Raw genomic sequence first — 12,571 nt, forward strand, 5'->3', positions numbered from 1 at the left:
GTGGTTTATCAGATGCCTTTCGTGCACGACGGCATGCGCGGCATCGCCGACTTCGTTGAGCGTGTCGAAGACAACGAGCACGCAACGGTGTCCTACGAGCCTGTTGACGCAAAGCTGGCCCGCAACGAGGCCAAGCCCGGGCACGTTTTGCAGCTGTGCTTCTACGCCGACGCGATCGCAGCGCTCACCGGGGTGCGGCCACGCCGGATGCGGCTGTGGTTGGGGTCGGGCGGTGTCGAAGATCTGGTCGTCGACGAGTTCGCGCCGTATTGGCGTCGGCTGCGCAGCCAACTCGCCCGGGCGTTGGCCGCCGGGCCCAACCTCGAAACGGTGCCCGAACCCTGCGCGCACTGCGAGTTCTGCGAATTCTTCGACGTATGCACCGCCCGGTGGCGCGGGGAGGACTCGCTGGTCTATGTCGCGGGTATCCGCGCCGCGGAGCGGGCCGCGCTCACCGAGGATGGCGTACCGACCCTGGCTCGGCTCGCGGAGCACCGCACAGACGTCGACGGGCTCCGTCCGCAAAGGCTGGCACGACTGGTCGAGCAGGCCTCGCTTCAGGTTCGAGCCCGGCTCGACGATACGGGCCCGCTGCCGTACGCCATGATCGAACCCGGCGCCGACCCGACCTGGGGGCATGGCCTGGAGTTGTTGCCGGCGCCCGACGACGGCGATGTCTTCCTCGACTTCGAAGGCCATCCGTTCTGGCGCCCCGACACCGGGTTGTTCTTTCTGTTCGGTCTGCTCCAACGCGAACCAGATGGCCAGTGGCGGTATCGAACCTGGTGGGCTCACGACCTTAACGAGCAAGCAACCGCGATAGCTGCGCTGATCGACTTTCTGGAGACACGCCGCACCGGCTACCCGGATGCGCATGCCTACCACTACAACCACACCGAGCGTTCAGCCTTGGAACGGTTGACCGCAATCCACGGTATTCGAGAGGCACAGCTGAACCGGTTGGTGCAGACCGGGTTTTTCGTCGACCTGCTAGCGGTGGTCCGCAACGCGGTACAGGCCGGCGTCGAATCCTACGGACTGAAGTCCGTCGAGCGGTTGACCACCTTTGAACGCGGCCACGATATCGACGCCGGTTCCGGCGCTGTGGTCGAATACGACCAGTTCATCGCCGATCAAGACCAGGCCAGGCTGGGCCGCATCGCCTCCTACAACGAAGACGACGTGCGGGCCACTCTGGCGCTGCGCGACTGGCTGATCGATCACCGGTCTGCGGAAATGCCTTGGCGCACAGCACAGCTTGAGCCCGATGCCGGCATCCCGGAACTCGACGAGCAGGTGGACCGACTGCATGCCTTCCACCCGGACACCCCGGAGCACCTGCTCGGTGACGTCCTGGGGTACTGGCTTCGGGAATGGTGCGCGTATGTCGCACCGAAAATGAGCAAATGCGACGCGGACCCGACGACGCTGTTCGACGATCCCGAAGTCCTGTCCGGGCTGCAGCCGGTCGGCTTGGTTGAGCGGATCGGCCGGTACGGCACCCCGATAACACCGGCTATGCGGTTTGCTTTCCCGCCCCAGGACAGCGCCGGCTTTCCCAGTGATGACGGTGCCGTGCTGTACATGAGCCCCGACGGGCTGAGGCACTACGCCACGATCGACCGGCTCGACCGCGACAGCGGGCACCTCGACTTGCTCTGGAACGACGGGAAGCAGGAATCCGGCTATCTGCCCGGCACCGTCGTCGTGCATGACTGGATGTCAACCAAACCCAAGGCGCTGGCGCTGTCGCAGTTCGCCGCGCATGTGCTGGACCCGCAGGTAGCCGAACCGAACGCCGTGACCGCGGCGCTGTTACGACGCGACCTGCCCAGATTCACGGCCGGTGGTGGGCCCGCCGACGGTCTGTTCGGTGAAGACCTCACCGAGATGACCAGGTGGGCAACCCAACTCGACCACAGCTACGTCGCGATCCAGGGTCCGCCCGGCACGGGTAAAACCTACTGCGCGGCCCACCTGGTGCACGCGTTGATCATCGCCGGTCGTCGCGTCGGGATCACCGCGATGAGCCACGCGGCCATCGACCATCTGCTGAAGGCGATCGTCAAAGTCTTCGACGACGCCGGCGAGCGTGACCTGCTGTGCGCCATACGCAAACCCGGCTCAGAGACAGGACGCCGACTCGCCGGGATCGCCTACACAAGCACCAATGCGCAGTGCGTGGCAGCACGATTCAACCTTGTCGCCGGAACGACCTGGTTGTTCGCGAGCGCCGAACTGCGAAGCGCCCCCGTCGATGTACTGCTCATCGACGAAGCCGGACAACTGGCACTGGCTGATGCGCTGGCCGCGTCCTGCTCTGCGCACAACCTGATTCTGCTCGGCGATCCGCTGCAGCTTCCCCAGGTCACCCAGGCCGTCCACCCCGGCGGTGGCGGCAAAAGCGTTCTCGCCCATGTCCTCGGCGACGAAGTGACCTTGCCTGCGAAGCGCGGAGTTTTCCTCTCCGAGACCCGGCGCATGCACCCCGACGTGTGCGCGTTTATCTCCACCCAGATCTACCAGGGCCGGCTGACCAGCCATCCCGATTGCCGGCAGCAGACCACCGTAGCGGGAACCGGCCTGCGTTGGCTGGCCTGCGAGCATCAGGACAACACCACCGAATCGGTCGAAGAAGCCGAGCTGATCGCCGCAGCGCTCGCCCGGCTGATCGGGACTCCGTGGACCAACCAGCACGGCAAGGTGAATCCGCTGGCCGCCGACGACTTCATGGTGGTGGCGCCCTACAACGACCAGGTCCACCTCATCCGCGATCGGCTCGCCGAAAACCCGGACGTCGCCGCGGTTCCGGTCGGTACCGTCGACAAATTCCAGGGGCAGGAAGCCGCCGTGGTCTTCTTCAGCATGGCTACCTCAACCGGGGAAGACATGACCCGCGGTGCCGACTTCCTGTTCTCCCGCAACCGACTCAACGTCGCGATCAGCCGCGCCCGCTGCCTGGCCTATCTGGTATGCACCGAGGAACTCCTCAACGCCCGAGCGCGCACGGTCGACGAGATGCGTTTGATCGCAACGCTCAACGGGTTCGTCGAAAAGGCCGGCCTGCCGACCGCCGCCGCCGGGAACGATAGAGACAAGTGCCCGGCTACGCGCGACAACGGAGCTTGTCGCTGCAAGGCGGGCAACTGTGCCTATCCCCCGGTGCGGTGACGGATGTGGCTGGTGGTGTTCGCCAGACGGGCCACACCCGGAAACGGGCCCCGAACCCTGCGCGCACTGCGAGTTCTGCGCATCCGCCAGGTACACGGTATGCACCGCAATGAAATACGTATGAGCTGCCCCCTGAAAGTGGTCTACGGTATCCCTGGACGTCACAGCACGCTGGCTGCGATGGTTTCGCGAACGTAGGGGGCCGCATGCATCGCGCACTTCGTCGGTACTGCACCGCCGGTGTCGCCATCGCCGGGGCGAGTCTGATTGCTATCCCGCCGGCGGCACCGCCGACGCCCGACGCTCAGGCCCGTGTGGTGCGGCTGGCCAGCGTCGACGACGCGAGCTCACCGCTGGGAGACGGCACGGCCTTGGTCATCGGCCCCAGCGGCATCCCGATACCGTCTCAGTCCTACGTGGCCGCCGCCGACTCGATGTACCTGCAACCGCTCGGCTTCACCGGCTCCACCGAGCCCTTGTTCACCCCCGAGGGGCTGTACCCGGTGACCGGCGTCAAAAGCCTGCCCACCGACACGTCGTTCGCCCAGGGCCAGCAGATCCTCGACTCGGCGGTCCATAGCCAGATCAACGCCGGCGGCGTCGACGCGGCCAACCCCGTGGTGGTTTTCGGCTGGTCCCAGAGTTCGTCGGTCGCTTCGCTGACGATGCCCCAGCTGAACAGCGAACACGTGCCTAGCGACGACGTGCACTTTGTGCTGGTCGGTGACCCGAGTGCGCCTAACGGCGGGGTGCTGGAACGCTTCGACGTCCCATTCAACGGTGAGAGCCCGTCTTTCCCGAGCCTGGGTATCACGTTCAGCGGCGCGACCCCGGCCGATCTCTATCCGACCGACATCTACACCATCGAATACGACGGTTTCGCCGACTTCCCGCAGTACCCGATCAATGTCCTGTCCGACCTCAACGCATTTTTCGGCCTGCTTCTTGCGCACGGCGCGTACATGGGTCTGACACCCGAACAGCTCAAACCGGTCGCCGACGGCGGTGAGGCCATTCAACTTTCGACGTCGGCGTCCGACACCATGACCGACTACTACATGATTCCGAACACGGAACTGCCGCTGCTGCAACTGCTGCAGTTGCTCCCGGTCGTCGGCCAGCCGCTCTACGACCTACTCGAGCCTGACATGCGGATTCTGGTGAACCTGGGCTACGGCAGCATCACCGACGGCTGGTCGCAGGGGGACGCGAATGTTCCCACCACGTTCGGTCTGTTCCCCAACGTCGACCTGACCCAGCTCGCCACCGCGCTGGGCAACGGCCTGCAGACAGGCATCCACGACGCGATCGCAGCACTAAAGAACCCGGCTAACTACCAGCCGACGCCGATCATGGACAACCCCGCGCTGTCGACGCTGATCGCGTCGGGGACGCACGCGTTGGGGATCGATCTGCAGCACGCGTCCCTTGATCAGCTGTTGCACACGCTGCTCGGGTTCTTCGGGTTCCCGGCTTCGGATGCGACGCTGACCTCGTCACCCACCGACATCATCAACGCCCTCACCGGCACGTTCTCGGCTGATTACGCAACCCTGCTCCCTGTTGCAGACACAGCCACCGCCATCCTGACCGGCCTTCCGGAATACGACACAACCCTTTTCCTGGACCAGCTTCACGCAGGGAATCTCCTTGGCGCGATCGGTGATCCGATCGCCGCCGACGTAGCGCTGGTCCCGTTCGCGTTCACCTTCGGCACACTCGCACCCGTCGGGGAAGTGGCCTTGGGAACCGTGGCCAACCTGGCGACCCTATTCTCTTGATGGGCTGCTCATTGGCGACTGTGGCCCAGCCATCCGGGCCGCGCCCACCAAGCCCGGCCGCAGTCACCGGCGGCCCGCCAGCCCCCGGCCCGTCCGCCGCTGCGGTCAAAGCTGGACAGCTGCAGGGTCTGGGTGTCGGCGCTCAGATACGGCAACCGGTCCAGCCGGCGGTAGGTGTCCCAGCCGGTCAACCTGGTGTTGCAACTATTGGTACCCTTGCTGCGGTAGAAAGGTACCACTATGGCGTTGAACATCAAGGATGCTTCCATTCACGAAACGGTGAAGCAGATCGCGAAGATCACCGGCGAGTCCCAGGCCCAGGTGGTGGCCACGGCGGTAAACGAACGGTTGGCCAGGCTGCAAAGCGACGATCTCGCGGCCCGACTGCTGGCCATCGGTCACAAGGCCGCGCTGAGGATGAGTGCCGAAACCAGGCGGTTAGATCACGCAGCCCTGCTTTATGACGACCGTGGGCTCCCGGCGTGATCACCGATACCTCTGCGCTTATCGCGATCCTCAAAGAGGAGGACGACGCCGCCGTCTACGCCCGAGCGATCGCCACCGCGGATGCGCGACGGCTGTCGGCGGCCAGCTACCTGGAGTGCGGGATCGTCTTGGATGCCCAGCGAGATCCGATCCTCAGCAGGGCGCTCGATGAGCTGGTCGAGGAAGCCCGGTTGACGATCGAGCCGGTCACGGAGCGCCAGGCGCGGATCGCCCGCCAGGCCTACGTCGATTTCGGCAAAGGCAGCGGTCATCCAGCGGGGCTGAACTTCGGTGATTGCCTCTCGTACGCGCTCGCGATCGATCTCCGGGAGCCGCTGCTGTGGAAGGGTGATGACTTCGAGCACACTGGGATCCCATCGGCATTGGAAAGCTGAATCGGCATGGCCGCGCAGCGCATGAACCGCGGGCAAACCCGGAGGCCGGCAGGCCACATAACACTTCTGTTATCGTTATTCAGTGACGTCCTACGGCGGAGACCTGATCCGCGAAGCGCGGCGGCGAACCGGGCTGACCCAGGCCGAACTGGCAACCCGGGCCGGGACGTCCCAGCCCGGGATCGCACGCTGGGAGTCCGGTCGCACCGCGGTAAGCCTGGATGACGTGCTCCGCCTGGTACGGCTTTGCGGCTTCGACCTGGAGATCATGCTGGTGACGCGTGACGATAGCGACATGGCGCAGGCAGCGCGGCTGGCTGAGTTGTCTGGTCAGGAACGGATGGACCGCCACACCCGGCTGGCGCTGCAGCTGCGGGCAGTGCGCGACTGACATGGAACTCGACCTGGCCCGGTTGTTCGAGGTGCTCGACCGACACCACGTGGCGTACGTCCTCATCGGCGGGCTGGCGGCGGTCTACCACGGCTCACCGTTCCCGACCGAGGACGTCGACATCACGCCGCAGATTGACCGGGCGAACCTGACTCGGCTTGTAGCGGCGCTTGTCGAACTCGATGCACGGGTGCGCACGGATTCGGTGCCGGAGGGCTTGCCATTCGCCGCCGACGCAGACTCCCTGGCTGCCGTGCAAATGTGGAACCTCACGACAACGGCCGGCGATCTTGACTTATCGTTCACGCCGGCGGGGACCGCAGGCTACTCGGACCTGCGCAAGGACGCGGTTGTGGTGGAACTGTACGGGGTGGCTGTGCCGGTCGCCTCGCTCGCTGACGTCGTCCGGTCGAAGCAGGCAGCCAATCGGCCCAAGGACCAGCGCGTGCTTCCCACGCTCCGCGAGATCCTCGCCCGCGGTTCACGCGGCTCGGCTAGAGCGCAGGATCGTGGTCGCGACACAGGCCAATCACGCCCGGACTGCTGAGCGCTACGAGCCGACGGTGGTCACTGCAATCCGAGCGCGTCGCGCAGCCGGTCGGCGTCCATGCCGCCGCGAGCGGCCGCACCGGCCGGGAAGGAATCCAGGAGTTTGATCAGATCGCCGCGCCGGGTGGGGTCATCGGCGGCCTGCCGGGGGGTGTGGCCGTCGGGGGCGGGATGGTGTCGTCGAGCGCGGCCTGGATGCCGGCCGGATCGCCGATCCGCACGCGGGCTTCGCAGAGCACCATCGGATCGCCCTCGGTGTTGGCCAGCCTCGGCGGCGCGAACCGGCGGCTGAGCCATGCCACCAGTTCCGCTGGCTCGGGTTCGGAGTCCAGCAGTTCGATCAGTGGGCCGCGTTCGTGTAACGCGACCGGCTCCAGCCCACCGAAGATCTGCATGGTGTCCCCGGCGGGCACCACCCTGGCGCAGATCAGCTGCCCGGGTTTGAGCTGGGGGCTGGCGGTCCGCTCACACACCTCGTGACTGTCGCCACTGCGCACGTCGCGCACGGTGATTCCCTGCCCGGGGCGCACCTGCTCGACGTCGAACACCGACCGGTCCACCAGCAGCCACTGCTCGGCCAGTGACCGCTCGTCGTCGGGCAGCAGCGACCCGCGCACCGCGAGGAACTCCTCGAACGCACCGCCTTCGAAGAGCACCGCGTCCACCACCAGCGGGTCGCCCATCGCTGCGATCAGCGTGTCGCGGGGGTCGTCCTCGTCGTCCTCGTCGTCCGCCATGTATCGGCTGCGCGCATAGGCCGTCTCGACGAGCAGCTCCCTCCAACCGCCGGACAGCATGTGCTGGAAGGCCTTTGCATACAACCAGCCGGCCCGTTCGGGCAGCGGCAGCTGCTCGCGGCCGAGGTGGCACTTCTTGTACTTGCGGCCGGACCCGCACCAGCACGGCTGGTTGCGGCCCAGGTCGCGGCGCGGCTCGGAGCGGTAGCGCTGCAGCAGCTCCATCAGCGGGTCGTCCGGCTGCGCGCCGGCGCGGTGCAGCAGCGCCAGCCCGCCCTCGGCGTCGCCGCGGTCGGAGGCGATGCGGGCCAGATCGAGCAGCGGCAGCGGCCAGTCGACGTTCATCGACTCGGCCGCCAGCAGCTCGCGTTCGTGTCCGTCGACGTCGCCCATGCGTGCCAGCGCCGCCGCGCGCAGCCACCGGCAGGCCACCCGCGCCGCCGGCGGCACCCTGGCCTCCAACAGCTCGGCGAACACCTTGAGCGTGGCCCCCTCGGTGGGGTCGATGTCGATGGTCTCGTCGACCAGCAGTTCGGCCAGCTCCGGGTCGGCCAATGCGGCCCCGAATGTGCCAGCCAATTCGACGGCCCGGTCGAACTCGGGTGTGCCGGTGCCCGCGCCGTCGCGAAGGGTAGCCACCGCGGCGTCCAGCGACCCGGCGGCGGCGGTGTTGAGCGCCAGCAAAAGCGAAATCTTCGTGAAGGAAAAGACCAGCGCGTACAACACCACCGCGTCGTAGTCGTCGAGATCATGGATTGCGGCCATGCGTTCGCATCCACGCTCGAAATCCCAACGTGCGAAGTCGAATCCGGTCGGCGCCAACCACTCGCCGCGTTGCGCCAGGCCGTAGTCGGCGACGACTTCTGACAGCGGCGGCGTCGGCTCGGTGAACAACGCAGGGTCGCTGACGCACGCAGTCCAGACCGCCACGTCGAAGAACTCCGGCTCGTCGGCGTCGAGCGTCGCCGCGAGCGCAGCGCCGACCCCAGCATCGGTCACCGCGGTGACCGGCTCGATCACCAGGCCCTTCGTGGTCAGCCGGATCCCAACCAGATCCCCCTCGGTGATGCCGGATGCCGCGAGTGTGCCCGGCGCTAGCAGCAGCGCCGCGCCTTCCTCGGCCAACTCAGCCGGGATGTCGCGTTCCTCGAAGAGCTCGTCGTCGTATCCGGCCAGCACGTTCTGCACCGGCGACCCGTCGGCCAGCCGCTGGTACTGCTCGTAGTTGCAGAGCGTGGTGATCGGGTCCAGGTCCGGCGCCGTCACGAGCAGGTCGTGGGACGCCTCGTCTGCACTGACCCGGTGGGTGAACACTCGACCGGCCAGCACAGCTGGCAGCCATATCCACCGGTCATCAGCCAGCTGCGTTGCTGGACAGTCGATTTCGTCGAGAACCTGGTCTGCGGTGTCGTCCGGGTCGGGCACACCCGCGTCCCGCAGGCGCTGGGGCAGATCCTCCCCGTCCAGTGGTCCGTGCTCGGCGAGGATTCTTATCGGGATCTCCAATGCGTCGAACGCTGCTGCCACGTCGACCACCCTATGCCCGCGGTGTGACGGGAGCGTGTCGCACCCTCGGCGCGGGGTGGCGGAGCGACAGCCAGCAGGTGAAGTGACACCGCCTGCGGCGGCTGCCAGACTTCGCCGCGGAGGAGGTGGACGATGGGCCGGTTGGGGGGTAGCAGATGACCGGCCTGTCGCTGGTCGACATCGACCGGTGGAACCCCGACGCGGTGCGCGAGGTATTCCACGCGGCGCGCAACCGCGCCGAAGCCACGTCGATCGCCGCTGACGCCCTGGCCACGCTGCCGGTCTTTGCGACCTGGGGCGGGCGCGCCGCCGACGCAGCCGGCAATGCGGTCGAGGCGACTCGCAGGGATCTTGACGCACACGGAAACGAGGCGCTGGCGGTGGCGCGTGCCGCCGACCGTGCCGCGGACCGAATCGCGAAGGTCAAACGCGACCTCGCTGTGCTGCGCGAGGATGTCGCCGCCGCACACGCCACGATGGATCCGCTGTCCAACAACGTCATCCCCGTCGGACAGGTGGCGCTGCAGGCCCGCCTGGACGCCATCATCGGCGCGGCCAATGCCGCCGACGAAGAACTGGCCAACGCCATCGACATGGCCGACGGCGACGCGCCCATCCCGAACGACCCCTCCGGGCCCGTTGTCGGGCCGGACGGACTGAGCCCGGCCCAGATCGCCGACGACGCGCTACAAGAACAGCGTCAACGCGCGGCGTTCCGGCAGGTCTACGGCCGCGATCCGGTGTCGGCCAACGACTGGCGGATGGCGGCCGCGCTGGACCCGACCAGCTACCAGCCGCGAAATCACGGGGTGGACGCCGAAGTCGTCGCGGGCCGGTTCACCCCGCAGCCGGGCCGCGGCATCACCCGGACGAACCTGTTCATCCCCTCGGAGAAGGTGCAGAACTTCGCTATGGACTTCACCGATCTGGTCACCGGACGCTGGGTTCCGGACAACTTCGGCGACAACCGGCTGCCGTCGGCGTTCGCCGATATGGAAGGCTCGCGCGTGACGATGATGCTCGACTACGACAACGGGGTGATCGTGGCACGGCAGAACCCGACTGTCGCCGTCGACGGGCGGCGCGGCGGTGCGCGTGCCGCCGTCCCGAAGGTCAATGTGCTGGAGGCGCCGGACGGCCGGATCACCGTCGACTACAACGCCCACGACGCCTATGAGCCGTTGCTGGGCAAGCTCGCCGGCCTGACGGTCAACGGCCGGGTGACGTTCGCCCCCGGCGCCGATGGTGCCATGACGTTGGGCGGCGCGACAACCATCTACCCCAGCATGGAGACCTACCAGTACCGCCCCGGTGGACAACCGGTTCAGCTGCAATGGAATCCGGCGAACTCCGGCAGCGAAGTGGGTCCGGCCACCAGCCTTTTCCGGTACCACTGGGTGGGCGACACCTCGATTCCGGTCGTGAAACCAGATGTCCCGCAGTGGCAATGGGAGACGGGGGCGGGTGCGGTCTTCAACGTCTACGCCACCGATCTGACGTCCCCCGCGTCGGGTCCGCTGCCGACCGTAGCCCGGGGGAGATGACGTGACGGTCCGGCAGGTCGTGCGGTCGATCCTGATGGTGCTGGCGGTGGTGTGCCTGGTCGCCGGGGCGGGCATGGCCGTCGAGTTCGTCGTCAAGGAAGCTCACGACCCGGCGGGATCGGTGGGCGAGACGCTCATCGCGGTCATCATGGGGCTGCTGGTGTACGGCCCGATGATGGTGGTGACCGGGTGGCCGGTCTCGATTCCGGTCGTCGTCGTTGCCGGCTTGCTGGTTGCTTATCTGTGGCCGCGATATCGGCGTCGTCGTGAGCGGTCCACGCCCGGGGCCGCGGCTAGGGTCGCTGGCGTCATCCTGCTCGGTTACGGGGGTCTGGTCTGCCTGGCCTTTCTTGCGCTGCTGCTGCACCCCCGCTAAAGCGGCGGCAATCCCGCCTCAGTCGCGCAGCCGAACCATGCGGGTCGTCGAACTCTCATCGAGCTCAACCAGATCGGAGCGAGACCGCAGGAAATCGCTGAACGATTTGAAGCCCAAAGCCTTTTCGCTGAACGACGGGTCCATCCGCTTCATCTGCGCCTTGACCGCCGAGTTGTGCAGCCAGTCGACGTCGTCTTTCTCCAGCCCGATCTGCAGCGCCCGAGTGAGCAGCCCGGTGGCGGCCGCCTGCGGATCCGGCGGTGCCGGCTCCTCGGGTTCGCCCTTGGCCCGGGCCGGTCGCTTCGATTCGCTGCTGGCCGGTTCGACGGCCGGCACCCCCGGCAGCGCGTCGTAGCTGATGAAGTCGTCGCAGGCCGCGGCGAGCGCCCGGCTGGTCGATCCGGCCACCCCGATGCCCACCACGTAACGGCCCAGCCGTTTGCAGCGCTGCGCCAACGGAATGTAGTCGGAGTCGCCGGCCACGATCACCACATGGGTCAGATCCGGCAGCCGGAACATGTCCTCGACCGCGTCGACGGCCAGCCGGATGTCGGCACCGTTCTTTCCGTAGGCCGCGGCCGGGAACAGCTGCACCAGATCGACCGCGCGCGCCACCAACTGCTCGCGGTAGCCGATGTTGACCTGCGCCGACCAGTCGGCGTAGGCGCGGGTGAGCACCAGCGTCCCGAACGACGACGCTAGGTCGATGATCGCGCCGACGTCGACGGTTGCCCGCGCCAGCCGGTCGGGATGCTTGTCGAAGCCCTTGGCCTTGTCGCGCTGAAACGAGTTGCGGCCGTTGACCTGGTCATAGCGTGAGATCACGATGTTGTCGAAGTCGAGGTATACCGCCACCCGGGTGTCGCCGGAATCCGCCATGGGTCCAGTGTGGTCCATCCAGGGGTGCGGCGGCTGCTTTATGACGCCACCGCGTGGCGGGGCGCCACTCGCGAGGCTGGTGGCGCGCACAGCCGGGCGTCACGCCTCTCGCAGCCGCAACGCCAGCCCGCTGGCCCGCACCGCCCGTCGGCCAAGCGCGGCCCGGATCTCGGCCTCCGATCCGACGACCCGCACCTTGTGCCTGGCGCGGGTCACCGCGGTGTAGAACAGCTCGCGGGTCAGCAACCGCGATTCGACCGGCGGCATCAACACGGTGACCTCGCGCGCCTCGCTGCCCTGGCTCTTGTGGATCGTCATCGCATACATGGTCTCGACATCGCAGAGCCGCCCGGTGGCCAAGTCCACCGGCCTTGACGCCGTGGCGATCACCGCCCGCAGGCCGTCGTTGCGCACGACGACGACGCCGGTGTCACCGTTGCGCACCCCCAGCCCGTCATCGTTGGCGGTGACCAGCACCGGGCGCCCGGCGTACCACTCCGCCCACACCGGGTCGCCGGTCTCCTCGGCGACCCAGCGGCGGGCCTGCCGGTTCCAGTGCCGCGCCCCGTGCGGGCCGTCGCGGTGCGCGCACAGCAGCCGGTGTTCGTCGAGTGTGCGCAACGCCTCCGCGTCGTTCCCGAGCAGTGCGGCCTGCCGCACCCGCAGGGCGTGCGGCACCACGATGTCCGCCAACTGCTCGGCCGTGTCGGCTGAGTCGTCCAGCCACTCGACGTG

Annotated in this window: 10 protein-coding genes and 2 pseudogenes; 8 read left to right on the top strand and 4 right to left on the bottom strand. The window is 67.3% G+C overall.

The features are described from left to right. The first annotated feature begins 12 nt into the window (after positions 1–12). Both AC2VOP_RS10740 and AC2VOP_RS10745 read left to right on the top strand, forming a co-directional pair. The gene (locus AC2VOP_RS10740; protein ID WP_486960947.1) at positions 13–3,171 is read left to right on the top strand and encodes a TM0106 family RecB-like putative nuclease; all 3,159 of its coding nucleotides are present in this window, start codon (positions 13–15) and stop codon (positions 3,169–3,171) included. 206 nt (positions 3,172–3,377) lie between these two features. Then, positions 3,378–4,952, top strand: coding sequence for a PE-PPE domain-containing protein (locus AC2VOP_RS10745; RefSeq protein WP_486960948.1), 1,575 nt, complete (start codon positions 3,378–3,380; stop codon positions 4,950–4,952). A gap of 59 nt (positions 4,953–5,011) precedes the next feature. Here AC2VOP_RS10745 and AC2VOP_RS10750 read toward each other — a convergent pair. Further along, a pseudogene (locus AC2VOP_RS10750) lies at positions 5,012–5,206 on the bottom strand (hypothetical protein); the annotation flags it as partial. On the opposite strand from AC2VOP_RS10750, the gene AC2VOP_RS10755 reads away from it, so the two are divergent. The 4 genes from AC2VOP_RS10755 (at position 5,193) to AC2VOP_RS10770 (ending at position 6,771) form a co-directional block, all read left to right on the top strand. Beyond that, complete coding sequence (locus tag AC2VOP_RS10755; protein WP_486960949.1) at positions 5,193–5,438, top strand: type II toxin-antitoxin system VapB family antitoxin; 246 nt, start codon at positions 5,193–5,195, stop codon at positions 5,436–5,438. The pseudogene AC2VOP_RS10750 and the gene AC2VOP_RS10755 sit on opposite strands and share 14 nt — an antisense overlap. Beyond that, positions 5,435–5,833, top strand: coding sequence for a type II toxin-antitoxin system VapC family toxin (locus AC2VOP_RS10760; RefSeq protein WP_486960950.1), 399 nt, complete (start codon positions 5,435–5,437; stop codon positions 5,831–5,833). Before AC2VOP_RS10755 ends, AC2VOP_RS10760 begins: the two co-directional genes overlap by 4 nt. Positions 5,834–5,915: 82 nt before the next feature. Beyond that, the gene (locus tag AC2VOP_RS10765) at positions 5,916–6,224 is read left to right on the top strand and encodes a helix-turn-helix domain-containing protein (protein WP_486960951.1); all 309 of its coding nucleotides are present in this window, start codon (positions 5,916–5,918) and stop codon (positions 6,222–6,224) included. Position 6,225: 1 nt separating this feature from the next. Then, entirely contained in the window at positions 6,226–6,771 is a 546-nt protein-coding gene (locus tag AC2VOP_RS10770) for a hypothetical protein (RefSeq protein WP_486960952.1), read from the top strand. A 20-nt stretch (positions 6,772–6,791) separates the two neighbouring features. Here AC2VOP_RS10770 and AC2VOP_RS10775 read toward each other — a convergent pair. Further along, positions 6,792–9,037 (bottom strand): annotated as a pseudogene (locus tag AC2VOP_RS10775) (YecA family protein). Between the two features lie 155 nt (positions 9,038–9,192). Between AC2VOP_RS10775 and AC2VOP_RS10780 the strand changes: the two are divergent. Next, on the top strand, positions 9,193–10,581 hold the full coding sequence (locus tag AC2VOP_RS10780) for a hypothetical protein (RefSeq protein ID WP_486960953.1): 1,389 nt from the start codon (positions 9,193–9,195) through the stop codon (positions 10,579–10,581). Between the two features lies 1 nt (position 10,582). Further along, entirely contained in the window at positions 10,583–10,957 is a 375-nt protein-coding gene (locus tag AC2VOP_RS10785) for a hypothetical protein (protein WP_486960954.1), read from the top strand. Positions 10,958–10,975: 18 nt separating this feature from the next. On the opposite strand, the gene AC2VOP_RS10790 is transcribed toward AC2VOP_RS10785, so the two are convergent. Both AC2VOP_RS10790 and AC2VOP_RS10795 read right to left on the bottom strand, forming a co-directional pair. Continuing rightward, entirely contained in the window at positions 10,976–11,836 is an 861-nt protein-coding gene (locus AC2VOP_RS10790) for an NYN domain-containing protein (protein WP_486960955.1), read from the bottom strand. A 99-nt stretch (positions 11,837–11,935) separates the two neighbouring features. Further along, positions 11,936–12,571, bottom strand: a 636-nt coding sequence (locus AC2VOP_RS10795; RefSeq protein ID WP_486960956.1) for an ATP-binding domain-containing protein, incomplete at its 5' end; no start/stop codon positions are given.

Source organism: Mycobacterium sp. TH-M106 (assembly GCF_057473765.1).